The organism is Streptomyces sp. NPDC060031 (genome assembly GCF_042736805.1).
Taxonomy (GTDB): domain Bacteria; phylum Actinomycetota; class Actinomycetes; order Streptomycetales; family Streptomycetaceae; genus Streptomyces.
Window position 1 is genome coordinate 61799 of sequence record NZ_JBHWVM010000021.1, and the last position, 24887, is coordinate 86685.

Consider the following 24887-nt stretch of genomic DNA (forward strand, 5'->3'; position numbering starts at 1 on the left):
GGCCGCCGCCTACAGCTCGTGGCCCAGGTCCGCGGCCAGCCGCGTCACCAGGTCGTGGGCCGCGTCCGGGATGACCGTGCCGGGCGGGAACACCGCCGTCGCGCCCATCTCCAGCAGCGTGGGGACGTCGGCCGGCGGGATGACCCCGCCCACGACGATCATGATGTCCTCGCGCCCCTCCTCCGCCAACTGCTCGCGCAGCGCCGGTACGAGGGTCAGGTGGCCGGCCGCCAGCGACGAGACGCCCACCACGTGGACGTCCGCCTCGACGGCCTGGCGGGCCACCTCCTGCGGGGTCTGGAACAGCGGGCCCACGTCCACGTCGAAGCCCAGGTCGGCGAAGGCCGTCGCGATCACCTTCTGGCCGCGGTCGTGCCCGTCCTGGCCCATCTTCGCGACCAGGATGCGCGGACGGCGTCCCTCCGCCTCCTCGAACCGGTCGACGAGCGCGCGCGTGCGCTCCACGGACGGGGACTCGCCTGCCTCGGTGCGGTACACACCCGAGATCGTACGGATCTGGCTCGCGTGCCGGCCGTACACCTTCTCCAGTGCGTCCGAGATCTCACCGACGGTCGCCTTGGCCCGCGCCGCGTCCACCGCCAGCGCCAGCAGGTTGCCGTCGCCGCGCTCCGCGGCGTTCGTCAGCGCCCGCAGGGTGTCCTGGGTGACCGCCTCGTCGCGCTCCTCGCGCAGCCGCCGCAGCTTGGCGATCTGCTGGCTGCGCACCGAGGAGTTGTCGACCTTCAGGACGTCGATCTGCTCGTCGGTCTCCACCCGGTACTTGTTCACGCCGATCACCGGCTGCCGGCCGGAGTCGATCCGCGCCTGGGTACGGGCCGCGGCCTCCTCCACGCGCAGCTTCGGGATGCCCGCGTCGATGGCCTGCGCCATGCCGCCGGCCGCCTCGACCTCCTCGATGTGCTGCCAGGCACGGCGCGCCAGGTCGTACGTCAGCTTCTCGACGTACGCGCTGCCGCCCCACGGGTCGATCGAGCGGCAGGTCCCCGACTCCTGCTGGAGCAGCAGCTGGGTGTTGCGGGCGATGCGCGCCGAGAAGTCCGTCGGCAGGGCCAGGGCCTCGTCGAGGGCGTTGGTGTGCAGCGACTGGGTGTGGCCCTGGGTCGCGGCCATCGCCTCGATGCACGTGCGCGTGACGTTGTTGAAGACGTCCTGCGCCGTCAGCGACCAGCCGGAGGTCTGCGAATGGGTGCGCAGCGACAGCGACTTGGCGTTCTTCGGGTCGAACTGCTTGACCAGGCGCGCCCACAGCAGGCGGGCGGCACGCAGCTTGGCGACCTCCATGAAGAAGTTCATGCCGATCGCCCAGAAGAACGACAGGCGCGGCGCGAAGGCGTCCACGTCCAGCCCGATGGCCTGCCCGGCCCGCAGGTACTCCACGCCGTCGGCGAGGGTGTACGCCAGCTCCAGGTCGGCCGTCGCGCCCGCCTCCTGGATGTGGTAGCCGGAGATGGAGATCGAGTTGTACCGCGGCATCTTCTGCGAGGTGAAGGCGAAGATGTCGGAGATGATCCGCATCGAGGGCTTGGGCGGGTAGATGTAGGTGTTGCGGACCATGAACTCTTTGAGGATGTCGTTCTGGATGGTCCCGGCGAGCTTGTCGGGGGAGACGCCCTGCTCCTCCGCCGCCACGATGTAGAGGGCGAGGACCGGCAGCACCGCGCCGTTCATCGTCATCGACACCGTCATCTTGTCCAGCGGGATGCCGTCGAAGAGCTGGCGCATGTCGTAGATCGAGTCGATCGCCACGCCCGCCATGCCGACGTCACCGGTCACGCGCGGGTGGTCGCTGTCGTAGCCGCGGTGCGTGGGCAGGTCGAAGGCGATCGACAGGCCCTTCTGGCCGGCCGCGAGGTTGCGCCGGTAGAAGGCGTTGGACTCCTCGGCCGTGGAGAAGCCCGCGTACTGCCGGATCGTCCAGGGCTGGTTGACGTACATCGTCGGGTACGGGCCGCGCAGGTACGGGGCCACGCCCGGGTACGTGTGCAGGAAGTCCAGACCCTCCACGTCCCGGCCGGTGTACAGCGGCTTGACGCCGATGCCCTCGGGGGTCTCCCAGAGCAGATCGCCCGTGGCGGTGCCGGTGGACTCCTTCACCGCCGTGCGCCACTGGTCCTCGGAACCGGCCGCGCGGCCGGCGCCGGCGCCGTTCAGCGCGAGCTCGGAGAAATCGGGGATGCTCATGCTTGCACTCCCATCCGGTCGAGTACGGAGGACAGCACGGCGACGGCGTCACAGCCGGCGAAGACGTACTCGTCCACGGAGGCTTCCGCGGTGCCGGGCCGGCCGGCGAGGAACACGGTCGTCGCGCCCGCCGCGCGCAGGGCGGCGGCCACCGCCTCGGCCTGCTCCTCGTACAGCGCGTCGCTGGAGCACAGCACGGCCATGCCGTCCGCGCCGCTCGCCGCGTAGGCCGCGGCGGCCGTCTGCGGGTCCACCGAGACCGGGTCGTGCACCGCTTCGATGCCGCCCGCCTGGAACAGGTTGGAGGTGAAGGTGGCGCGCGCGGTGTGCGCGGCCGCCGGGCCCAGCGCCGCGAGGAGGATCCTCGGACGGGCGCCGGTCGCCGCCAGGTGCGCGTCGCTGCGGGCGCGCAGCACCTCGTACGCCTCGTCACGCCGTACGCGGGGCAGCCCGCCGGTGGGCCGCGGCGGCGCGGGCTCGCGTACGACCGGCTTCTCCGACAGCAGCGGGAACTCGCTGACGCCGGTGATCGGTTCGCGGCGCTTGGCCAGCTTCTTCGACCGCTCGGCCCAGGTCGCCGCGAGGCGGTCCGCGACCAGCCCGGAGCGCAGGGCGGCGGCCAGGCCGCCGGCCTTCTCGACGCTCTGGAAGAACTCCCAGGCCGCGTGGGCGAGTTCGTCGGTGAGCCGCTCCACGTAGTAGGAGCCGCCGGCCGGGTCGATGACGCGGGCCAGGTGCGATTCCTCCAGCAGGATGGTGGAGGTGTTGCGGGCGATGCGGCGGGCGAAGGCGTCCGGCAGGCCCAGCTCGTGGTCGAAGGGGAGCACGGTGACCGCGTCCGCGCCGCCCACGCCCGCCGCCATGCAGGCGACGGTGGTGCGCAGCATGTTCACCCAGGGGTCGCGGCGGCTCATCATCACCGGCGAGGTCACGGCGTGCTGGCGCTGCGCGCCGGCCTCCGGGGCCCCGCAGGCCTCGGCGACGCGGGCCCACAGGCGGCGCGCGGCGCGGAGCTTGGCGATGGTGAGGAACTGGTCGGCGGTGGCGGCGTAGCGGAACTCCAACTGCCCGAGGGCCGCTTCGGTGCTCAGCCCGGCTTCGGCGAGCGCCCGCAGGTAGGCGACGCCGGTGGCCAGGGACAGGCCCAGCTCCTCGCCCGCCGAGCCGCCGGCCTCGTGGTAGGGCAGCACGTCGACGGTCAGGGCGCGCACACCGGGCCACCCGGCGCAGGCCCGGGCGGCGAGCGCGGCGGCGTCGGCCAGGTCCAGCGCCTCGCCCGTGCGGGCCTCGTGGCCCAGCGGGTCGGCGCCGAGGGAGGCCCGGGCGGCCTCGGGGGCCACCCCGCGCTCGGCGTACAGCCGCAGCAACGCGCTGGCGGCGTCGGCGTATTCGGCGCCGGCGTCGAGGCAGACGGGTGCGAGGTCGAGGTAGACCCCGTCCAGGGCGCGGGAGAGCGCGTCGACCGGGAGGCCGCCGCTGCCGACGGTCAGCCACAGCGAGGTGACGCCGTTCTCCAGGTCGCCGAGGACCGCCTCGTTCACCCGTACGGGATCGGTGCCCAGCAGCCGCTGGCGCACGTCCCAGCCCGCGGCGGCGTTGCCCTCGGGCCTGCCGCCCCGTACGAAGGGGGCGAAGCCGGGAAAGCCGGCGGACCCGTCGAGGCCGGTGTCCTCGGCCGTCGCGGGTGCGGTGTACAGCGGGCGGGTGGTGAGCCCGTCCTCGAGCTTCGTGGACAACGCGTCTTCCGCTGCCTCGCCGGAAACTTCCTTGCCCGACTTGCGCAGCACGCCCTCTACCAGGCGCTGCCACTGCTCATGCGTCGCGTCAGGGAATTCGGCGGCCAAGGAGAGCCCGTCATCAGGCAGGACCGTCATGGCTCGAATGTTAGGGGGGTCCCTTAAGCGCGCCTATAACCATTGGATGTGATCTCCCCCTCTCATGTGAGACGGGAGGGGTCACGAAAGAGCGGACCGAGCAGTACGGTCGCGGCCGCCACGGGCAGCACGGCGGGCCCGGCGTGCGGGCCGACGATGCGCCTGCCGTAGCGCTCGGGGTCGCCGGCCGCCCCTCGGATCTCGTCGAGGTAGCTCTCGTCGAGCACGCTGGAGAGCTCCGCGATCACCATGACGGCCGGGTTGAACACGTCGAGGAGCAGCGCCGCGGCCCGGCCGACCGCGCCCGCCCGCTCGCGCAGCAGCCGGTCGGCGCGGGGGTCGCCGGTGGCGGCCGCGTCCGCGAGGAGGAACACGGAGGGCTCGGGGACGATCCCGCGGCGTACGGCCTCGGCGCCGAGCACGGTGTCGGAGACGGTCGCCTGGAGGCAGCCGGTACGTCCACACGCGCACGGGACCCGTGAACCGGGCACCGGGAGGTGCGCGACGTCTCCGGCGGCCGCGCCCGGGCCCCGGTGCACGGTGCCCTCGATGCCGAAGGCGGCGTCGACGACATTGCCGATGAACAGGTGCAGCAGGCTGCGGCGGGCCTCGGGGCGGCCGAAGACGATCTCGGTGTCGGCGACGGCGCGGGCGTGGTTGTCGACGCGGACGGTGAGCCCGGGGTGGCCGTGCGCTTCCAGGGCGCGGCCGAGCTCGGCGGCGAGCGGGATGTCCCGCCAGCCCAGCGCCTCGTGGCGCACCACGGTGCCGTCGCCGGGGCGGACCCAGCCGCCGAGGGCCGCGCCGAGGCCGAGCAGGGGGCGGTGCGGTGAGCCGAACTCCCGGAGGAAGCGGGTGAGTTCGTCCCTGATGGCGGCCAGCAGGGCGCTGGGAGCGCGGTCCCCGTGGGGCATCGCCCGACGGGCCAGGACACGGCCGCGCAGGTCGACGAGGCTGAAGGTGGAGGCGGGCACGCCGATGTGCAGACCGGCGGCGACCGGCCCGCCGACGGCCCCGGTGTGCAGGTCCAGCGGGATCCGCGGCCGTCCCACTCCGGCCGGGCCCACGGCGTCGGCGGGCTCGGCCAGCTCGCGCAGCAGCCCGCCGCGGAGCAGGGCGGTGGTCTGCCGGGACACGGCGGCGGGACTGAGCCCGCACACCCGGGAGATCCCGCTCCGGGCGATCGGCCCGTGCGCCAGCACGGTGCGCAGCACGGAGGCGGCATTGGCGGCGGCCCGGCTGTCACCGGGGGTGGGGGGCACGGGTCCTCCTCGGGCGGGGGAGCAGGGGGGCGTGCCCCCGATCATGCCGGTCCGTCGCGTCCGGCCGGGCGGCCGGGGCGGGATTCGGCGGGATTCGGCGGGGTCCGGCGGGGTCCGGCGGGGTCCGGCGGGGGCTGTTCGGCGGGAGCGTGGCGGGTGCGTTGCGGCGGTGTGAAATCCGGCCGGGGCTTCGGGCCGCCAGGGGCGGGGTGGCGGGTTCCGCGGGTCGGGGGTAAACGCCAGGTCAGGGGCGGTTCGGCGGGTCGGCCCGGGGTGTCCGCCCGGGCCTTCCCGGGGGCCGCGGGCGGGGGTTGACCGGTGGCGGGGGCGCTGACAGGCTCCGGGACATGTCCGCGACCGAAGTCCTCGCCCCGCGGCTCCACACCACCGGCCTCTGTACCGCGCCGGGCGAGTGTCCGGGCCGCTGTCCGGCCCCGCGCCGAGCCTGAGCCGGCCCCTGCGGGGTGGCGCCAGAGCCTCGCGGGGTGGCGCCCGAGCCTGAGTCCGCCCCTCACGGGGTGGCGCCCGAGCCTGCCCCCCGAGCGGGGTGGCGCCAGAGGTTGAGCCGCCCCTCACGGGGTGGCGCCCGAGCCTGAGTCCGCCCCCCGAGCGGGGGCAGTGCCCGAGCCCGAGCCGCCCCTCGCGGGGTGGGCGAGAGCCCGGTGGCGCCGCCCCACCGGGGGCTGTGCCCGAGCCCGGGTGGCGCCGTCCGAGCCGGTCTCGGCCCGGGTAGACGCCGAGATGGTCGCAGTCCCGGCCGGCTCGGGTCCGGCGGCTCCTCCCGGGTCCTGCTCGCGCCTACCGGTCGGGTCCGGCCCGGCCCTCTCGTCTCGCCCGGCTCCTCCCGGGACGCGCCTGCTCCTCCTGGTCCGGCCGGTCCGGTCCGGGAGGCCCGCCCCGGCCAACTCCTCCCGGGTCCTGCCCGCTCCTACCCGTCCGGTCCGTCCCCTTCCTCCTGCCAGGCCCGGTCCCACTCGCTCCGCCGAGCCCGGCCCGGCCGGTCCGTCCGGCTCCGCACCACCACTCCGTCCAGTCCGTCCCGCGCCCACGTCGCACCGCGACCCTCCATCCCCGTACCGCCTTGGCGCCACCCGGCCCGGCCCGGCCCGGTCTGTCCGGCTTGGAGCCACCGCCCCGCACCCCGCCAAGGCGCCGCCAGGCACCCGCATTCGCTTTTCTTCCGCTGCGGAAACAATCAAGGAGTCCCCATGGCCACCGCCACCCGTACCGACATCACCGTCACCAAGATCGGCGGCCGCATCGGCGCCGAGATCGGCGGCGTCACCCTCGGCGGCGAGCTCGCCGCCGACGCCGTCGCCGAGATCCGCGCCGCGCTGCTCGCCCACAAGGTCGTCTTCTTCCGCGGCCAGGGCCACCTCGACGAGGCCTCCCACGAGGCCTTCGCCCAGCTGCTCGGAGCCCCCGTCGCGCACCCCACCGTGCCCTCCGCGGACGGCCGTTACGCCCTCGGCATCGACTCCCACCACGGCGCCCGCGCCAACCAGTGGCACACCGACGTCACCTTCGTCCCCGCCTACCCGGCCTTCTCCATCCTGCGCGCCGTCACCATCCCCCCGTACGGCGGCAACACCCTCTGGGCCAACACCGCCACCGCCTACAGCACCCTCCCGGAGCCGCTGCGCGCGCTGGCCGACAGCCTGCGCGCCGTCCACTCCAACGAGTACGACTACGCCGCGCTCAGGCCCGACGTCCTGCCCGAGGCGCTCGCGCAGTACCGCGAGGTGTTCACCTCCACCACGTTCCTCACCGAGCACCCGGTGGTCCGCGTCCACCCCGAGACCGGCGAACGCACCCTGCTCCTCGGCAACTTCGTCCAGCGGATCAGCGGCCTCACCGGCCGTGACTCCCGTGTCCTCCAGGACCTCTTCCAGGCCCACGTCGAGAGCCCGGAGAACACCGTCCGCTGGCAGTGGCGGGAGGGCGACGTCGCGATCTGGGACAACCGCGCCACCCAGCACTACGGCGTCGACGACTCCGACGCCCACGAGCGCACCCTGCGCCGCGTCACCGTCGACGGCGACGTCCCGGTCGGCCCCGACGGCGTCCCGTCCCGTCTGATCAGCCCCGAGGCCGTGCCGGACCCGGCCTTCGGCATCGCGTCCGGTGCGTCCAACTCCGCCTCACCGGCCACACCCGCCGCCTGACCTCCGCGGCCCGAACGACCACCCGAGGAGCCCCCGTGCCCCAGCTGCTCGCCATCACCGGCAGCCCCTCCGCCCACTCCCGTACCGCCGTCGTCGCCGAGCACGTGCTGCGCCGCCTGTCCCACGCCGGGTTCGAGACCGGCCACCTCTCCGTACGCGAGCTGCCCGCCGCCGACCTGCTCGCCGCCCGCCGCGGCGAGCCGGAGATCCGCCGGGCCCTCGAAGCCGTCGCCGAAGCGGACGGGATCGTCATCGCGACCCCGGTCTACAAGGCCTCGTACACCGGCCTCCTCAAGGCCTTCCTCGACCTGCTCCCGCAGGACGGGCTCACCGGAAAAACGGTTCTGCCGCTCGCCACCGGCGGCAGCCTCGCCCACGTCCTGACCATCGACTACGCCCTGCGCCCGGTCCTCGCCGCCCTCGGCGCCCGGCACGTCACCGCCGGCCGGTTCGTCCTGGACTCGTCCGTCGAGCGCGGCCGCGGCCCCGACCGGCTGCGGCCCGAGGCGGAGCTGGACCTCTTCCAGGCCGTCGACGAGTTCGCCGACGCACTGCGGGCCGACGCACTGCGCACCGCGGACACCGTCGACACCGCCGCGCTCACCACCGCCCCGTAGCGGTCGCCCGTACCCCGTACGCACCCCGTCCCCGTACCTCGTCCCCCGACGCAACCCCGCGCACCCGACAAGGACCCGTCATGCCCGCAGCCTTCACCACGACCCCCACTTCCCGGCGCCAGTTCCTCACCCTGCTCGGCATCTCGGCGGCCGCGGTGAGCTGCGGCACGGCCACCGCCACGAGCGGCTCCGGGGGCTCCGGCCAGATCACGTCCCTGAAGTACCAGGGCTCGGTCGGCGCGGTCTCCCTCCCCGAACTCGCCGCCGACCTCGGCTACCTCGGCAACGTCACCCTCGACTGGGTCGGCAACACCATCAGCGGCCCCCAGGACATCCAGTCCGCCGCCACCGGCCAGACCCACTTCGGCATGGCCTTCAACGGCGCCGTCATCAAGCTCGCCTCCAGCAAGGCACCGATCAAGGCCGTCATCTCCTCCTACGGCTCCGACCAGTACTCGTACGGCGGCTACTACGTCCTGGAGGGCAGCCCGATCCGCTCGGCCCGCGACCTGATCGGCAAGAAGGTCGGCATGAACACCCTGGGCGCCCACTACCAGGCCCTGCTCGACATCTACCTGAGCCGGGGCGGCCTCTCCAAGGCGGACGCCGCCAAGGTCGAGCCGCTCGTCGTGCCGCCCGTCAACACCGAGCAGTCGCTGCGGCAGAAGCAGATCGAGGTCGGGGTGCTCACCGGGGTCCTGCGCGACAAGGCCCTCGCGGCGGGCGGCATCCGGCCGCTGTTCACCGACGTCGAACTGCTCGGCCCGTTCAGCGCGGGGACCTACATCATGACCGAGCGCTTCATCAAGCAGAACCCGGACACCGTACGGGCCTTCGTGACCGGCGTCGCCAAGGCCATCGAGTGGTCCCGCACGACCCCGCGCGAGCAGGTCATCGCCCGGATGACGGAGATCGTCAAGAAGCGCGGCCGCAACGAGGACACCGCCACCCTCCAGTACTGGCACTCCTACGGGGTCGCCGAGACGGGCGGCCGGATCACCGACAAGTCCTTCCAGCTCTGGCTCGACTGGCTCGGCGAGCGCGGCGAGATCAAGCAGGGCCAGCTCAAGGCCGCCGACCTGTACACCAACGAGTTCAACGGCCAGGGAAAGGGCTGACCGGGCATGGCGAAGATCGTGTTCGAGGAAGTGACCAAGACCTTCCCGACGAAGAACACCAAGGGCCGGCCGGACGGCGGGCAGTTCACCGCCCTCGACGGCATCGACCTGGAGATCGAGACCGGTGAGTTCACGGTCGTCGTGGGCCCCAGCGGCTGCGGCAAATCCACCCTCCTCGACCTGCTGGGCGGCCTGACCCTCCCGACGTCCGGCCGGATCCTGCTCGACGGCAAGCCGGTCACCGGGCCGGGGCTGGACCGGGGCATCGTCTTCCAGCAGTACGCGCTGCTGCCGTGGCGCACCGCCCTGGGCAACATCGAATTCGGCCTGGAGGCGACCGGCGTCCCGCGCCGGCAACGAACGGCGAAGGCGCGGGAGTTCCTGGACCTGGTCGGCCTCACCGGCTTCGAGGACCGCCACCCGCACGAGCTGTCCGGCGGCATGCGCCAGCGGGTCGCGATCGCGCGCTCGCTGGCGTACGACCCGGACGTGCTGCTGATGGACGAGCCGTTCGCCGCACTCGACGCGCAGACCCGCGAGTCCCTCCAGGACGAGCTGCGCCGCATCTGGCAGCGCACCGGCAAGACGGTCGTGTTCATCACGCACGGCATCGAGGAAGCCGTGTACCTCGGGCAGCGGGTGGCCGTCATCACCTCCCGCCCCGGCCGGGTCAAGGAGGTCGTCCCGGTGTCGTTCGGGGACCGGGCCGCCGGTGCGACGGGTGAAGACCTGCGCTCCAGCCCGGAGTTCGCCCGCTACCGCCACGAGATCTGGACCCTGCTCCACGACGAGGTGGCCCGCGCCCAGCAACTGGAGAAGGAGGAGGCCTCCGTATGAGTACCGGAATCGACATCACCCCGGCGCCGGCCCCGGCCCCGGCGTTGGAGTCGGCCGAAGCCGAGGAGGTACGGGTCCCCGCCCGCGCGGCGGCGCCGGTGGAGCGGCCCAGGGCCCCGAAGCCCCACCGCGTCGGGACGCGAGCGATAGGGCGGTGGCTGCGGGCAGCCGCACTGCGCTCGGCGGCGATCCTCGCGCTGCTCGTGGTGTGGGAGACGGCGCCGCGGCTCGGCCTGGTGGACGCGACCTTCCTCCCGCCGGTGAGCGAGGTGGCCAAGGCCTGGTGGGAACTGGCGGCCGACGGCCAGCTCGCCGAGCACACCCGGGCCAGCCTGGTCCGCTCCTTCGGCGGCTTCGGCATCGCCGTGGTCGTCGCGGTGCCGCTCGGGCTGCTGATCGGCTGGTACCGCCCGGTCGCGGCGCTGCTCGGCCCCCTGCTGGAGGTGTTCCGAAACACCGCGGCCCTCGCGCTGCTGCCGGTGTTCGTGCTGCTGCTCGGCATCGGCGAGACCTCGAAGGTCTCGATCGTCGTCTACGCGTGCGTCTGGCCGATCCTGCTGAACACCATCAGCGCGGTGGGCAACGCGGACCCGACGCTGGTCAGACTGGCCCGCTCGATGGACCTGTCCACCCCGCGGCTCTTCCAGAAGGTGATCCTGCCGTCCTCGGTTCCGGCCATCTTCACCGGCATCCGCCTCGCCGGAGCCGTCTCCATCCTGGTCCTCGTGGCCGCGGAGATGATCGGCGCCAAGGCCGGCCTCGGATACCTGATCAACGCCTCGCAGTTCAACTTCGCGATCCCGCAGATGTACGCGGGCATCGTGACCATCTCGGCGATCGGCGTGGCCTTCAACCAACTCCTGGTCGCGATAGAACGCCGCCTGAGCCTCTGGCGCCCCCCTTCCTGACCCGCCGCACCCCGCCCGGGACGGCGGCCCCAACCCGCCGGGGGTATCGGCCCCTGGCAGCGGCGCCCGGCCCGCCGGGGCAAGCCCCGGGGGCGTCGGCCCCGCTCGGCGGCGGCCTCCGGCGTCGGGCCCCCATGGCCGGTGGCGCCCGGCCCACCGGGCAGGCCCCGCTCCCGGGCGCGACCTTCGGCCCGCACCCGCACCCGCCTCCGGCGGGCGGCGGCTCGCACTCGCCGGGGCAACCCCCCTACAGGGGCCCCGGGCCCACCGGGGCGCCCCCACGGGGTGGTGGCGGCCCCGGACCGGCCGGGTGGGCAACCCGGCCCCGGGGGCGGGACCTTCCACCCAGCCCCGCTGGGTACGCACCCGCCCGGGGGCTGCGGCCCGTAGGGCCCGCCACCGGCGGTGGCCGGAACCCGACCCTCGCCCCCGGCGGGGCCGGCCACCGCAGTGCATCACCGCCGAACCGCCCAGGTCCGCGTACCGCGACCAGCCCGCCGACCGACACCGGCCGCGTACCGCGCGCCACCGCCCAACCGCCACCGCCCGCGCAGCACACCGCCGACTCACAAGGAACCGTCATGCCCGACCCCCGGACCCTGCACCTCAACGCCTTCCTCATGAACGCCGGGCACCACGATGCCGCCTGGCGCCACCCCGACAGTGCTCCCGAGCGCGTCACCGATCTGCGGTACTTCCAGGAACTGGCCCGCACCGCCGAGCGCGGGCGGCTCGACTCGATCTTCTTCGCCGACGGGCTCGCCCTCTGGGGCAAGGCCCGCTACAACGCCCTCGGCGGTTTCGAGCCGCTCACCCTGCTCTCCGCCATCGCCGCCGTCACCGAGCACATCGGACTCATCGCCACCGTCTCCACCACCTTCAACGAGCCCTTCCACACCGCCCGCAAGTTCGCGTCCCTCGACCACATCAGCAACGGCCGCGCCGGCTGGAACATCGTCACCTCCGGCACCGTCGACGAGGCCCGCAACTTCAACCGTGACGAACACCTGGAGCACAGCCTCCGCTACGACCGGGCCCGCGAGTTCCTCGACGTCGCCACCAAGCTCTGGGACAGCTGGGAGGACGACGCGATCGTCCTCGACAAGGAGCGCGGCATCTACGCCGACACCGACAAGCTCCACCCGGCCGCCCACCGCGGCGAGCACTTCGGCGTCGCCGGCCCGCTCAACGTGCCCCGCTCCCCGCAGGGCCACCCGCTCCTCGTACAGGCCGGTTCCTCCGAGGACGGCAAGGAGTTCGCCGCGCAGTACGCGGAGGCCGTCTTCACCGCGCAGCAGACCCTCGCCGACGGCCAGACCTTCTACAAGGACCTCAAGTCCCGCCTCGCGAAGTACGGCCGCGCCGAGGGTGACCTGCTCGTCCTGCCCGGCATCGCCCCCGTCATCGGCTCCACCGAGGCCGAGGCCAAGGCCCTGGAGCAGCAGCTCACCGACCTCCAGGTCCCTGAGTACGGCCTCGCCCAGCTCTCCGGCATGCTCGGCGTCGACCTGAGTGGCCACCCCCTGGACGGCCCGCTGCCCGAGCTGCCCGAGGAGCGGGACATCAACGGCAACAAGAGCCGCTTCACCCTCGTCGCCGAACTCGCCCGCCGCGACGGCCTCACGCTGCGCGAGCTGATCGCCCGGCTCGGCGCCGGCCGCGGCCACCGCGTCTTCGCCGGGACGCCCGAGCAGATCGCCGACCAGCTGGAGACCTGGTTCACGCAAGGAGCGGCCGACGGCTTCAACATCATGGCGCCCGTGCTGCCCACCGGACTCACGGCCTTCGTCGACCACGTCGTGCCGATCCTCCAGCGCCGCGGCCTCTTCCGCACCGAGTACACGGGCCGCACCCTCCGCGAGAACTACGGCCTGCCCCGCCCCGCCAACCGCTTCGCCGCCGCCGCGGGGTAGGCCGGGTGGCCGTGCCACCGCAGCGGTGGCGCCCGGGCCCCGGGGAGCCGCGGCCCCCCCCCCGGGCGCGGCCCGGGCGGCCCGCCCCCCCCCCCCCCACCGCCGCGTCGCGCGTCCTCAGACCGTCAGGACGATCTTGCCGCGGGTGCGGCCCGCCGCGCTCAGCTCCCAGGCCTTGGCCGCCTCGGCGAGCGGCAGCGCGTGCTCCACGTTGACCGTGAGCCTGCCCTCCTGCGCCAGCTTCGCCAGGAAGGTCAGGTCGGCGGTGTCCGGGCGTACCCACAGCTGGTGGGCGCCCTTGGCGGCGGCCTCGTAATCGGCGATGGAGACGACCCGGCCGCGGTCCTTGACGAGGGACTGGAGGGTCTCGACGACCCCGTCCCCGTAGAAGTCCAGGCCCGCGTCGATGCCTTCGGGAGCCAGCTCGCGCACCCGGTCCGCCAGGCCCTCCCCGTAGAGGACCGGCTCGGCGCCGAGGGAGCGCAGGTAGTCGTGGTTGTGGGCGCCCGCCGTGCCGATGACCCGCAGGCCGAGCGCCACCGCGATCTGGACGCCGAAGGATCCGGTGCCGCCGGCGGCGGAGTGGATGAGCACGGTCTCGCCCGCCTCGAGGCCCACCCGGGTGAGCGACTGGTACGCGGTGAGGCCGGCCAGCGGGATGCCCGCGGCCTGCTCGAAGGTCAGCCCGCGCGGCTTGCGCGCGAGGGTGCGGACGGGGGCGGAGACCAGTTCGGCGTAGGTGCCGAGCTCGACCCACTCCTTGCGGACGTAGCCGTACACCTCGTCGCCGACGGCGTAGTCGAAGGTGTCCGCGCCGACGGCCTCGACGACGCCGGCCACGTCCCAGCCGGGTATGACGGGGTAGCGGACCTCCAGGATCGGGTCGAGGTAGCCGGCGGCGAGCTTCCAGTCCACCGGATTGACGCCCGCGGCCTTGACGCGGACGAGCACCTCGCCGGGCCCGACCTTCGGCTCCGGGACGTCAACGAGCTTGAGGTCGTCGGCAGTTCCGTATGCGCTGTAAGTGATTGCCTTCATGATCGTCTCAAACGAGGCGCCGCGGACGGCTATTCCGCATTCCGGCGTCCGCATCCGGGCGCCCGTTTCCGCGGCGCCCCGTTCCCGCGGCGGCCCGCGCCCTGCCTCACGCCGGCAGGGTGTTGTGGTGCGAGCGCCGGCGCGCCGCGCTGAACAGGGCCTGGATCTGCGCCCCGGACTGTTCCACGTCGTCCAGCGGCGACGGGAACGGCAGCCGTACGTCGCGGTGCCCGCTGCGCTCCTCCAGGCGCAGGGTGATCCCGTACCGGTCCATGGCGAGCGGCAGCGCGCGCACGACCGCCGCGACGGGCGCCGGCCGGACCAGGCGCAGCAGGAGGGTGACCAGTTCGGCGTGGTCGTCGAGGAGATGGGTGAGCATGCCGGCCTCGTACGGGGCCAGCGGGTCGGGGCGTGCGGCGTCCAGCTCGTCGAGGCCGACGTACGAGCGGCCGTCCGCGGTTTCGAGCACGGCCTGGCGGAACTCCACGCAGGTGGAGCCGGCGCCCTGGTCGTCGTACGGGGTCAGCAGACGCCCGAGCAGCGTGGCGCGGGCGCGCACCCGGTCGCGCACCGGGGTGGGGGCGACGTCGGTGAACTCCAGCCGGATGGCCGGCCGGTGCTCGCCGTGGCCGCCCGGCTCGGCGGGGTGCAGGTGCAGCCGGCCGAGCGGATCGGTGCCGTCGAGGTGGCGGACCTCGGTGTGCAGTCCGTCGGTGACCACGGTCATGGAGTGGGCGGCGGCCAGGATCGACCGCACCCGCTCGGCGTCACCGGGCCGGGCGGCGCCGGGCGCGGGGCGGTCGGCCGGGGTGGCAGGGGGGCCGGACAGGCGCATGGGGAGCTCTCCATCGTCCCGAGTGGATACTTAGGTATGCCTAACCTAACTCATTCCCCGAGTCCCCGGGTAGCGGACGAGGTGACAGGTGCCTCGTGTCGCTGTTGGGCTGAACGGGTGAAACACGAGAGGATGGGGGGATGCACATGAAGCGCACGGCCGAGGCGGCCCGGTGAGCAGGTACGACGTCACCGACGAGCAGTGGGAGGGGCTCGCCCAGGTGGTCCCCCTGCGCAGCCGCAACGAATGGCCCTCCCGGGTGGACCACCGCACGATCCCCACGGCGCCCGGAGCGTCCGCGGCGGAACAGCGGCGCTTCGTGGTGATCCGGGTGCAGGTCTTCGCGGACGCCCGGGAGGTGGCCGAGTACCTGATCGCGCAGATCCCGGTGCTGCTCGACCTCACCGGCGCGGACGGTGAGGTGGCGAAGCGGATCCTGGACTTCAGCAGCGGCGTGGTCTTCGGGCTGGGCAGCGGGATGCACCGGGTCGACCGCAACGTCTTCCTGCTGGCACCCGTCGGCACCGAGGTCGAGGGGATCGCGGCCGCGGCCGTCCCCCGATCGTAGGAAGGTCGCGGCGAGGGAACGGTTCGGCGGGCCCATGAGGGGTCCGGCGGGCCGTACCGTCCGGCGCATGGACGCCACCACTCTGGACGCCACCACTCTGGACGCCACCACGTTGGACGCCGACGCCTCGGACGCCACCGCCCCGGCCGCGCCCGCGCACGCCGCGGTCCACCACCGGCCCGCGGTGACTCGATTACGGCTCTCCGCCTACGCCTCGCACCGCGCCGCGGTCTTCCCGCTCGGGCCCGTCACCCTGTTCGCCGGGCCGAGCGGCAGCGGAAAGTCCCAGGCCCTGGAGGCCTACGAGGCCCTCGCCGTGCTGGGCTCCGGCGCCACCGTGGAGCAGGTCTTCCCGGATGCGCGGGCCCTGATCCCGGACCGCGCCGTGCCCGACGCCGAGCGGCGGCGCGGCTTCCGCATCGGCTGCACGGTCGACGGGCCCGCCGGGCCGGTCCGGCTCGACCTCGCCGTCCAGGCCGAGCCGACGCTGCGGATCGTCGGCGAGCGGCTCTCGGTGGACGGGCAGATCCTGCTCAGCACCGCCCTGCGCGACCCCGGGCGGCGGTCCGTCCAGGCCGCCTGGCTGACCGGCGGCGCCACCGGGGTCACCAAGGCGCCGCTGCCCGACGACCGGCTCGGCACGGCCATGCTCCCGCTGCGCGTGGCCGGCGCCACGGCCGGGCAGCGGCAGGTGCTCGCCGCCGCTGAGCAGGTGGTGGTGGCGCTGCGTTCGGTGTTCCCCTGCGACCCCCGCCCGGAGCGGATGCGGGCGCCCGTGCAGCCGGGGTGGGGGCGGCTGCTGGGTGACTGCGCGAACCTGGCCGACGTGCTGCGCCGCACCCGCGGCGAGTGCGGCACCCGCCACGCGCTGCTGGCCGAGGCGGCCCGTACGGGCTGCGCGGGACCGGTGGCGGGGCTGGACGTACGGGCTGCCGCGGAGGGTCCCGTCACGGCGCTGCTGGACCGGGGACCCGGCCGGCCCGGCACCGAACTGGGCCGGCTCGGCGCGGGTGAACTCCGCTTCCTGGCACTGGCGCTGGTCCTGCTGACCGGGCCGGGGGTGCTGGACATGGATCCGGCGGCCGAGCTGCTGTCCGCGCGGCAGGCGCTGACCGTGCTGGCCGACGGCCTCGACCGGGACCTGGACCGGCGGCAGAGCGCCGAGCTGCTGCGGCTGGCCCAGCTGGCGTGCGGACGCGGCCACGTCCGCCTCGTCGCGTCGGTGGGGGAGGAGTGCGCGGCTGCCGCCCGGGAAGTGCCGGGGGTGTCGGTGGTAGACCTGTCGGCATGAACGACGAGCGGGACACCCCCGAATCGCGGCCCGACGAGCGGCTGGACCGACTCCAGCGGCGGCTCGCGCAGTTCGCCGCGGCGCGCGGCTGGGAGCCGTACCACACGCCCAAGAACCTGGCCGTGGCGCTGAGCGTGGAGGCGGCCGAACTGGTCGAGATCTTCCAGTGGCTGACGCCGGAGCAGTCGGCCCGCGTCATGGAACAGCCGGAAACCGCACACAGAGTTGCCGATGAGGTGGCCGATGTGCTCGCCTATCTGCTGCAATTCTGTGAGGTCCTCGGGGTGGATGTGCTGGATGCGCTCGCCGCGAAGATCGAGAGGAACGAGCTCCGCTTCCCGGCGCCGGGGGCTTCGACACCGAATCGTCACTCTTCGGAGTGATGGCGTCGTCCACAACCATGTTTGTGTCCACAGATTTCCGAATACCCCTGGCTTTACTGGTTCGTTGCCCTCACTCTGGGTAGTGGTGAGAACGGCGGATGTCGTGCGGACGGGGGACGGCATATGGATGCGGTACGGCTCATCGCGGCCGGCCGGCACGCGCTGGCACAGAGCGGGGCTGCGTGGGACATCGTGGGCGAGGCCTGGCAGGCACAGGCCCTCGCGCAGGGGATAGGGAGCTGGCTGGCGGTCACCGGGCCGCCAGAGCTGAGAGCGGAGGCGCGGGGACTGGGTGAAGCAGGGGGCAGAGGCTGCGGGGTGCTCGACCGGGCGGCCCTGCTCGGTGAGGGCGCCGCGCCGGACCATCCGCCGCGGGCGGCGCACCTGACCGAGGTGGGGGACGTCCGGCAGGCGCTGCTCGGACTCCAGGCGCTGCTGGGCGAAGTGGGCATAGCCCTGGTCGGGGTGGCCTGCGGGACGGACGACGAAGGCCTGTACTGGCAGTGCATCGAATCGATAGACGCGGCCGACGAGTCGAGCGATCGGGTGCGGGCGATCCTGCGCCGGCTGACCGTCCGCGAACGGGGGTCGGCGACCGGCGTCGCGTGAGGCCCGGCGGCGGGGCCCGAGCCCGGTGCGGCAGCGGCCAGGGCCGGCGGTGCCGGTGTCCGGAGGGTGGCCCGGGCGGTGCGGGCGCTTCGTGCGCTCGTGCGGTCCGGGCACTTCGCGTGGTCCGTGCGCTTCGTACGGGGTCCCGCCGCGCGCGGTGGGACCCGTGCGGTCAGTGCGACCGGTCAGTACGACCGGTAGGAGGGGCGTTCGCTCTCCGGCGTGCTGATGCCCGGGGTCAGCGGTGCGGTGGTGCCGTCCGTGGAGGACTGGAGGACTGGAGGTCGGCGTCGAGCTGCGAGAGGTCGGCGTTCAGCGCCGCCGTCAGCTCTTCCATGTCGGCCGGTCCGGCGCCGTCCGAGCAACGATCCCCGTCCGGGCTGGTCACTGGCGGGCCCAGGGGTGGACCGCCCCGTTGACGCAGATTCACCCGGCCGGGATGGAAGGGGCAGGATGGGAGACATGGATCTCCGCATCTTCACCGAGCCCCAGCAGGGCGCGAGCTACGACAGCCTCCTCACCGTCGCCAAGGCCACCGAGGACCTCGGCTTCGACGCGTTCTTCCGCTCCGACCACTACCTCCGGATGGGCTCGGTGGACGGCCTGCCCGGTCCCACCGACGCCTGGATCACCCTGGCGGGACTCGCCCGCGAGACCAAGCGGATCCGCCTCGGCACGCTGATGACCGCCGGCACCTTCCGGCTGCCCGGCGTCCTGGCCATCCAGGTGGCACAGGTCGACCAGATGTCCGGCGGGCGCGTCGAACTGGGCCTGGGCGCAGGCTGGTTCGAGGAGGAGCACAAGGCGTACGGCATCCCCTTCCCGGCGGAGCGGATGGCCCGGCTGGAGGAACAGCTGGCCATCATCACCGGCCTGTGGGCCACCGGGCCCGGCGCCACCTTCGACTACGCCGGCAAGCACTACCAGGTGGAGAACTCGCCCGCGCTGCCCAAGCCGGCCCAGGCCAAGGTGCCCGTCCTGATCGGCGGCCACGGCGCGCGGCGCACCCCGCGCCTGGCCGCCCGGTACGCGGACGAGTTCAACATGCCGTTCGCCTCGATCGAGGACAGCCGTCGCCAGTTCGCCCGCGTCCGGGAGGCCGCCGCGCAGGCCGGGCGCAAGGCCGACGAACTCGTCTACTCCAACGCGCTGGTGGTGTGCGTCGGCAAGAACGACGCCGAGGTGGCCAGGCGGGCCGCCGCCATCGGCCGCGACGTCGACGAGCTCAAGGCCAACGGGCTGGCCGGCTCCCCGGCCGAGGTGGTGGAGAAGATCGGCACGTACGGCGCCATCGGCTCCTCCCGCATCTACCTCCAGGTGCTCGACCTCGACGACCTCGACCACCTGGAGCTGATCTCGGCCCAGGTCCTGTCCCGGCTCGGCTGACAGGGGACCGGAGGATGGCCCGCGCGTCCGGCCCGCTCGCCGAGGCCCTGGCCCTGGCCCGCAGGACCGTGATCCTCGACGGCGGACTGAGCAATCAGCTCGCCGACCAGGGCTGCGACCTGTCCGGCGACCTCTGGTCGGGCCGGGTGCTCGCGCAGCGCCCGGACCAGGTGACGGCCGCGCACACGGCGTACGCGCGGGCCGGCGCCGAGGTGCTGATCACCGCCAGCTACCAGGTGGGGTACGAGGCCTTCGCCCGGCACGGGTACGGCCGGCCGCGGACCACCGCGCTGCTGCGGCGCAGCGTACGGCTGGCCGACCGGGCGGCCCGGGCGGCCGGCCACGAGGTGTGGGTGGCCGCCTCCGTGGGCCCGTACGGGGCGGTGCTCGCGGACGGCTCCGAGTACCGGGGCCGGTACGGGCTGAGCGGGCGGGAGCTGGCGGCGTTCCACCGGCCCCGCATCGAGGCGCTGCTGGGTGCCGCGCCCGACGTGCTGGCCCTGGAGACCGTTCCGGACACGGCCGAGGCCGAGGCCCTGCTCACCGTCCTCGCCGAGACGGGGGCCCGCGCCTGGCTCTCCTACACCGTCGCGGGCGGCCGCACCAGGGCGGGACAGCCCCTGCCCGAGGCCTTCGCCCTCGCCGCCGAGGCCCCCGGCGTCATCGCCCTCGGGGTCAACTGCTGTGACCCCGAGGACGTCCTGCCCGCCCTGGAGGCGGCGGCCTCGGTCACCGGCAAGCCGCTGCTCGCCTACCCGAACGACGGATCCGTCTGGGACGCCGCCACACGGACCTGGCACGCCCCCCGGGCCCCGGCCCCCTGGCCCACGGCCGCCTGGCGCCGCGCCGGCGCCCGCCTCATCGGCGGCTGCTGCCGCATCGGACCGCCCCGCATCGCGGAACTCGCCGCCGGACGATAGCCGCGCGCCGGCCCGGCGGTGAAGCCGGGAGCCGGGGACCGACCCCCGGGCCGCTACCGGCCGTTGGTGTCCCAGCGCACGCTCAGCCGCCCGCCGCCCGACTGGACGAGCGCGGTCATCTCCGCCTCCACGGCGGCGAGTTCCCCGGGCCGGTCCATGAGGGCCAGCTGTTCGCGATAGTGGATCAGCGAGGTGAGGAGCAGCTGGGTCCGCTCGGGCTCCAGTGCGCACATCCGGCGCGCGGCGGCGACGGACTCGGCGCGCAGGGCCAGCGCTATCGCGGGCCGATGGGTGAACTCCTCGCGGCTGTAGCCGAACAACGCGACGGCCAGCGGGGGCAGATAGGCCAACGGACTCACCTGGACCAGAACGCGGTAGGCGGCGACCTGACGGCGGACCGGCACGGTCCCCGATTCGAGCAGGGCCACCCGGGCTCGCAGCACGGCGTCGTGATTGATGTTCTCCGTGGGATTCATGAGGGAGATTCTGAAAGCCGCACAGGGGTCCAAACAAGGGCATTCGACTGTGCCCTTCGTCCTACGAAAACGCCCTCTGACCTGTCATGATGGATACGTCATCACCCCTGCGCCCTTTTCCGGACGCCCCGTTGGCCCCATCGGTCCACGACAGCCGCCTGTGGAACCGCGTCTTCGCCGCGCTGGCCCGGCACCGCACCGTGGTTCGTTACGACGCCAGGGGTCATGGACGCCCGACGCTTCCGACCGCGCCGTTCCGCCATGAAGACGACCTGCCGCTGATCACGACCACCCGGAGATCAGCGTCATCGCCGGGCGCCTCGCCGACGGCATCCCCGGCGCACGGCTGGAGGTGCCGACCTGTTCGCCAAGCTCCGCCGTGTGATCAACAAAACGCGTTGGTCCGGCCGGGGCCTTCGGCACATACTCAGGCGCATGTTCCTGACGATCTCCACGACCGGCACAGCCGAGCACCCGGCCACCGACCTGGGCTTTCTCCTGCACAAGCATCCCGGGAAGGCGCAGGCGTTCTCCACCTCCCACGGGACGGCCCACGTGTTCTACCCCCAGGCCACGGAGCAGCGGTGCACGGCGGCCCTGTTGCTGGAGGTGGATCCCGTCGCGCTCGTGCGGCGCGGTCAGGGCAAGGGCCGCGGCCAGGCACCCGACGCCGCGCTCGCGCAGTACGTCAACGACCGGCCGTACGCCGCCTCCTCGCTGTTCGCGGTGGCCCTCGGCGGGGTGCTGCGCAGCGCGCTGAAGGGCCAGTGCACCGCCCGCCCGGAACTGCCGGAGCGGGCGCGCCCACTGCGGATCGAGATACCGGCGCTGCCCGCGCGCGGCGGGGCGGCGCTGGTGCACCGGCTCTTCGACCCGCTCGGCTGGGAGTCGGTGACGGTGAGTCCCGTGGTGCTCGACGAGCAGTTCCCCGAGTGGGGTGACTCCCGGTACGTACGGCTCGTACTGGAGGGGGAGCTGCGGCTCGCCGAGGCATTGCGGCAGCTGTACGTCCTGCTGCCCGTGCTGGACGACGCCAAGCACTACTGGATCGCCCCCGACGAGGTGGACAAGCTGCTGCGCGCCGGAGACGGCTGGCTCGCCTCGCACCCGGAGAACGCGACGATCACCGCCCGCTACCTGGCCCGCCACAAGCGGCTGACCCAGGACGCCCTGGAGCGGCTGGAGCTGGTGCGCCTCGCCGAGGCGGACGGCAGTGAGGTCGAGGAACTCGACAACGCGGTGGACGAGACCAAGGACACCGAAGAGCGGCCCGTGCCGCTGGCGGTGCACCGGCGCGAGGCGGTCCTCGCCGCACTGCGCGCCGCCGGCGCCGCCCGCGTCCTCGACCTGGGCTGCGGGCAGGGGCAGTTGGTGCAGGCCCTGCTGAAGGACCCGGCGTACACCGAGATCGTCGGCATGGACGTCTCCGTGCGGGCCCTGAACACCGCGGCCAGGCGGCTGCGCCTGGAGCGGATGGGCGAGCGGCAGAGCTCCCGCGTCCGACTCCTGCAGGGTTCGCTCGCCTACACCGACAAGCGCTTGGCGGGCTACGACGCGGCGGTGCTCAGCGAGGTCATCGAGCACCTGGACGTGGAGCGGCTGCCCGCCCTGGAGTACGCGGTGTTCGGCTCGGCCAGGCCCCGCACGGTCCTGGTGACCACCCCGAACGTCGAGTACAACGTCCGCTGGGAGACCCTGCCCGCCGGGCACGTCCGGCACGGCGACCACCGCTTCGAGTGGACCCGCGAGGAGTTCCGTGCCTGGGCGGCCCGGGTGGCCGAACGGTACGGCTACGGCGTGGAGTTCGTGCCCGTCGGCGAGGACGACCCCGAGGTCGGACCGCCCACCCAGATGGCCGTTTTCACCACCGCCACCACCGCCAACGACACCACCCACGACACCCCGAAGGAGGGCGAGGCAGCATGACCGGCACCGATAACCACCGTACGCGCGCACTTCCCGTCACCGACCTGTCCCTCGTCGTCCTGATCGGGGCCACCGGATCGGGCAAGTCCACTTTCGCCCGCAAGCACTTCAAGCCCACCGAGGTCATCTCCTCCGACTACTGCCGGGGCCTCGTCGCCGACGACGAGAACGACCAGAGCGCCAGCAAGGACGCCTTCGAGGTCCTGCACTACATCGCCGGCAAGCGGCTGGCGGCGGGCCGGCTCACGGTCGTCGACGCCACCAGCGTGCAGGCCGAGTCGCGCCGCCGGCTCGTCGAACTGGCCCGCGAGCACGACGTCCTGCCCATCGCCATCGTCCTCGACCTGCCCGAGGAGGTGTGCGCAGAGCGCAACGCGGGCCGCCCCGACCGGGCGGGCCTGCCCCGCGCCGTCATCCAGCGCCACCGCCGCGACCTGCGCCGCTCGCTGCGCGGCCTGGAGCGCGAGGGCTTCCGCAAGGTGCACGTGCTGCGCTCCGCGGAGGAGGTGGAGTCGGCCGAGGTGGTGCTGGAGAAGCGCTTTAATGACCTCACCCACCTCACCGGCCCCTTCGACATCATCGGCGACATCCACGGCTGCGCCTCCGAGCTGGAGACCCTGCTCGCCAAGCTCGGATACGAGGACGGCGCCCACCCCGAGGGCCGCACCGCGGTCTTCGTCGGCGACCTCGTGGACCGCGGCCCCGACAGTCCGGGCGTCCTGCGCCGGGTGATGGGCATGGTGAAGTCCGGCAACGCCCTGTGCGTGCCCGGGAACCACGAGAACAAGCTGGGCCGTTACCTGAAGGGCTCCAAGGTCCAGCGGACCCACGGCCTCGCCGAGACGATCGAGCAGCTGGAGGGGGAGCCGCAGGAGTTCGTCCAGGAGGTGCGGGAGTTCATCCGCGGCCTCGTCAGCCACTACGTCCTCGACGGCGGCAGGCTGGTGGTCTGCCACGCCGGGCTGCCCGAGAAGTACCACGGCCGCACCTCCGGCCGGGTGCGCTCGCACGCCCTCTACGGGGAGACCACCGGCGAGACCGACGAGTTCGGTCTGCCCGTGCGCTACCCGTGGGCCGAGGACTACCGGGGCAAGGCCGTCGTGGTCTACGGCCACACCCCGGTCCCGGACACCGCCTGGATCAACAACACCATCTGCCTCGACACCGGCGCCGTCTTCGGCGGCCGGATGACGGCGCTGCGCTGGCCCGAGCGCGAACTGGTCGACGTACCGGCCGAGAAGGTCTGGTACGAGCCGGTCAGGCCGCTCGTCGCCGAGGCACCCGGCGGGCAGGACGGCCGCCCGCTGGACCTGGCCGACGTCACCGGGCGCCGGATCGTCCAGACCCGCCACCTGGGCAACGTCAGCGTGCGCGAGGAGAACGCGGCGGCGGCCCTGGAGGTCATGAGCCGCTTCGCGGTGGACCCGCGGCTGGTGCCGTACCTCCCGCCGACCATGGCGCCGACCGCGACCTCGAGCGAGGACGGCTACCTGGAGCACCCGGCCGAGGCCTTCGCGCAGTACCGCAAGGACGGCGTCGCCCAGGTCGTGTGCGAGGAGAAGCACATGGGCTCCCGGGCCACCGTCCTGCTCTGCAAGGACGCCGACGCGGCCCGCGAGCACTTCGGTGTCGAGGGTCCGACCGGCTCCGTCCACACCCGCACCGGGCGGCCCTTCTTCAAGGACCCGGAGGCCACCGAGGAGATACTCGCCCGGCTGCGCTCGGCGGTCGGCGACGCCGGCCTGTGGGAGGAGCTGGCCACCGACTGGCTGCTCATCGACGGGGAACTCCTGCCCTGGTCGCTGAAGTCCACCGGACTGCTGCGCAACCAGTACGCCGCCGTGGGCGCGGCCGCCCGAGCCGTCTTCCCGGACGCGCTCGCCGCCCTGGAGGCGGCCGCCGCCCGGGGCGTCGACACCGGCGAGCTGTTGGAGCGCCAGCGTGACCGGTCCGCCGACGCGGCCAGGTTCACCGACGCCTACCGGCGCTACTGCTGGACCACCGACGGGCTGGACGGCGTACGGTTCGCGCCGTTCCAGCTGCTGGCCGCGGCCGGGCGCTCGCTGGCGGCCGTACCGCACGACGAGCAGCTCTTCTGGCTGGACCGGCTGGTCGCCGCGGACGAGGCGGCCGGCACCGGTCTGCTGCGCCGCACGGGCCGGATCCTGGTGGACACCGCCGACGAGGACTCGGTGCGGGCGGGCACCGACTGGTGGCTGGAGCTGACGGCCGCGGGCGGCGAGGGCATGGTCGTCAAACCGCTCCAGGCGTACGCCAGGGACGGCAAGGGCCGCCTGGTCCAGCCGGGGGTGAAGGTGCGAGGACGCGAGTACCTGCGGATCATCTACGGTCCGGAGTACACGCGCCCGGAGAACCTGGAGCGGCTGCGCGGGCGGTTCCTCGGGCACAAGCGCTCGCTCGCCCTGCGCGAGTACGCGCTCGGCCTGGAGGCGCTGGACCGGCTGGCGGGGCAGGAGCCGCTGTGGCGGGTCCACGAGGCCGTCTTCGCGGTGCTCGCCCTGGAGTCGGAGCCGGTCGATCCGCGGCTCTGACCCGCGG

The 24887-nt window shown here is 73.6% G+C and carries 20 protein-coding genes; 14 read left to right on the forward strand and 6 right to left on the reverse strand.

What is annotated here, in order from left to right; translation table 11 throughout:
• Window positions 1-9 precede the first annotated feature (9 nt).
• The 3 genes from scpA to ACFWB8_RS12405 form a co-directional block, all read right to left on the reverse strand.
• Complete coding sequence (gene scpA, locus ACFWB8_RS12395; RefSeq protein ID WP_385225018.1) at window positions 10-2202, reverse strand: methylmalonyl-CoA mutase; 2193 nt, start codon at window positions 2200-2202, stop codon at window positions 10-12.
• Window positions 2199-4076 (reverse strand): methylmalonyl-CoA mutase subunit beta, encoded by a 1878-nt coding sequence (locus tag ACFWB8_RS12400; RefSeq protein WP_385225020.1) that lies wholly within the window; start codon window positions 4074-4076, stop codon window positions 2199-2201. Before ACFWB8_RS12400 ends, scpA begins: the two co-directional genes overlap by 4 nt.
• A 62-nt stretch (window positions 4077-4138) precedes the next feature.
• Complete coding sequence (locus ACFWB8_RS12405) at window positions 4139-5383, reverse strand: ROK family protein (RefSeq protein ID WP_385225022.1); 1245 nt, start codon at window positions 5381-5383, stop codon at window positions 4139-4141.
• A gap of 1163 nt (window positions 5384-6546) precedes the next feature.
• Here ACFWB8_RS12405 and ACFWB8_RS12410 point away from each other — a divergent pair.
• From ACFWB8_RS12410 to ACFWB8_RS12435, 6 genes are all read left to right on the forward strand, one after another.
• Window positions 6547-7503 (forward strand): TauD/TfdA dioxygenase family protein, encoded by a 957-nt coding sequence (locus tag ACFWB8_RS12410; RefSeq protein ID WP_385225024.1) that lies wholly within the window; start codon window positions 6547-6549, stop codon window positions 7501-7503.
• Between the two features lie 35 nt (window positions 7504-7538).
• Window positions 7539-8120 carry an NADPH-dependent FMN reductase gene (ssuE, locus tag ACFWB8_RS12415; protein ID WP_385225026.1) on the forward strand — a complete coding sequence of 194 codons (582 nt, stop codon included), beginning with the start codon at window positions 7539-7541 and terminating at the stop codon, window positions 8118-8120.
• 80 nt (window positions 8121-8200) lie between these two features.
• Window positions 8201-9238 carry an ABC transporter substrate-binding protein gene (locus ACFWB8_RS12420; RefSeq protein ID WP_385225028.1) on the forward strand — a complete coding sequence of 346 codons (1038 nt, stop codon included), beginning with the start codon at window positions 8201-8203 and terminating at the stop codon, window positions 9236-9238.
• Window positions 9239-9244: 6 nt separating this feature from the next.
• Window positions 9245-10075, forward strand: a complete 831-nt coding sequence (locus ACFWB8_RS12425; RefSeq protein WP_385225030.1) for an ABC transporter ATP-binding protein — start codon at window positions 9245-9247, stop codon at window positions 10073-10075.
• A complete protein-coding gene (locus ACFWB8_RS12430; protein WP_385225032.1) occupies window positions 10072-10983 on the forward strand; it encodes an ABC transporter permease in 912 nt (303 codons plus the stop codon). Before ACFWB8_RS12425 ends, ACFWB8_RS12430 begins: the two co-directional genes overlap by 4 nt.
• A gap of 581 nt (window positions 10984-11564) precedes the next feature.
• Window positions 11565-12896: an LLM class flavin-dependent oxidoreductase gene (locus tag ACFWB8_RS12435; RefSeq protein WP_385225034.1), complete on the forward strand. Its 1332-nt coding sequence runs from the start codon at window positions 11565-11567 to the stop codon at window positions 12894-12896.
• 117 nt (window positions 12897-13013) lie between these two features.
• On the opposite strand, the gene ACFWB8_RS12440 is transcribed toward ACFWB8_RS12435, so the two are convergent.
• Both ACFWB8_RS12440 and ACFWB8_RS12445 read right to left on the reverse strand, forming a co-directional pair.
• Complete coding sequence (locus ACFWB8_RS12440) at window positions 13014-13934, reverse strand: NADP-dependent oxidoreductase (RefSeq protein WP_385225036.1); 921 nt, start codon at window positions 13932-13934, stop codon at window positions 13014-13016.
• A 106-nt stretch (window positions 13935-14040) separates the two neighbouring features.
• Window positions 14041-14769 carry a DUF2470 domain-containing protein gene (locus tag ACFWB8_RS12445; protein ID WP_385225038.1) on the reverse strand — a complete coding sequence of 243 codons (729 nt, stop codon included), beginning with the start codon at window positions 14767-14769 and terminating at the stop codon, window positions 14041-14043.
• 172 nt (window positions 14770-14941) lie between these two features.
• On the opposite strand from ACFWB8_RS12445, the gene ACFWB8_RS12450 reads away from it, so the two are divergent.
• From ACFWB8_RS12450 to mmuM, 6 genes are all read left to right on the forward strand, one after another.
• Complete coding sequence (locus ACFWB8_RS12450; protein WP_030154409.1) at window positions 14942-15337, forward strand: cell division protein SepF; 396 nt, start codon at window positions 14942-14944, stop codon at window positions 15335-15337.
• Window positions 15338-15404: 67 nt separating this feature from the next.
• Window positions 15405-16628, forward strand: coding sequence for an ATP-binding protein (locus ACFWB8_RS12455; RefSeq protein ID WP_385225040.1), 1224 nt, complete (start codon window positions 15405-15407; stop codon window positions 16626-16628).
• Window positions 16625-17011 carry a nucleotide pyrophosphohydrolase gene (locus ACFWB8_RS12460; RefSeq protein ID WP_385225042.1) on the forward strand — a complete coding sequence of 129 codons (387 nt, stop codon included), beginning with the start codon at window positions 16625-16627 and terminating at the stop codon, window positions 17009-17011. Before ACFWB8_RS12455 ends, ACFWB8_RS12460 begins: the two co-directional genes overlap by 4 nt.
• A gap of 123 nt (window positions 17012-17134) precedes the next feature.
• Window positions 17135-17620 carry a DUF6099 family protein gene (locus ACFWB8_RS12465; protein WP_385225044.1) on the forward strand — a complete coding sequence of 162 codons (486 nt, stop codon included), beginning with the start codon at window positions 17135-17137 and terminating at the stop codon, window positions 17618-17620.
• A 462-nt stretch (window positions 17621-18082) separates the two neighbouring features.
• Window positions 18083-19006: an LLM class F420-dependent oxidoreductase gene (locus tag ACFWB8_RS12470; RefSeq protein ID WP_385225046.1), complete on the forward strand. Its 924-nt coding sequence runs from the start codon at window positions 18083-18085 to the stop codon at window positions 19004-19006.
• Window positions 19007-19020: 14 nt separating this feature from the next.
• Window positions 19021-19926, forward strand: a complete 906-nt coding sequence (gene mmuM / locus ACFWB8_RS12475; protein ID WP_385225048.1) for a homocysteine S-methyltransferase — start codon at window positions 19021-19023, stop codon at window positions 19924-19926.
• Window positions 19927-19979: 53 nt separating this feature from the next.
• Here mmuM and ACFWB8_RS12480 read toward each other — a convergent pair whose 3' ends face one another.
• Window positions 19980-20402, reverse strand: a complete 423-nt coding sequence (locus tag ACFWB8_RS12480) for a hypothetical protein (protein ID WP_385225050.1) — start codon at window positions 20400-20402, stop codon at window positions 19980-19982.
• Between the two features lie 435 nt (window positions 20403-20837).
• Between ACFWB8_RS12480 and ACFWB8_RS12485 the strand changes: the two genes are divergently transcribed.
• Together ACFWB8_RS12485 and ACFWB8_RS12490 are read left to right on the forward strand one after the other, a co-directional pair.
• Window positions 20838-22328 carry a 3' terminal RNA ribose 2'-O-methyltransferase Hen1 gene (locus ACFWB8_RS12485; protein WP_385225052.1) on the forward strand — a complete coding sequence of 497 codons (1491 nt, stop codon included), beginning with the start codon at window positions 20838-20840 and terminating at the stop codon, window positions 22326-22328.
• The gene (locus ACFWB8_RS12490; protein ID WP_385225054.1) at window positions 22325-24880 is read left to right on the forward strand and encodes a polynucleotide kinase-phosphatase; all 2556 of its coding nucleotides are present in this window, start codon (window positions 22325-22327) and stop codon (window positions 24878-24880) included. Before ACFWB8_RS12485 ends, ACFWB8_RS12490 begins: the two co-directional genes overlap by 4 nt.
• The last annotated feature ends 7 nt before the right edge of the window (window positions 24881-24887 follow it).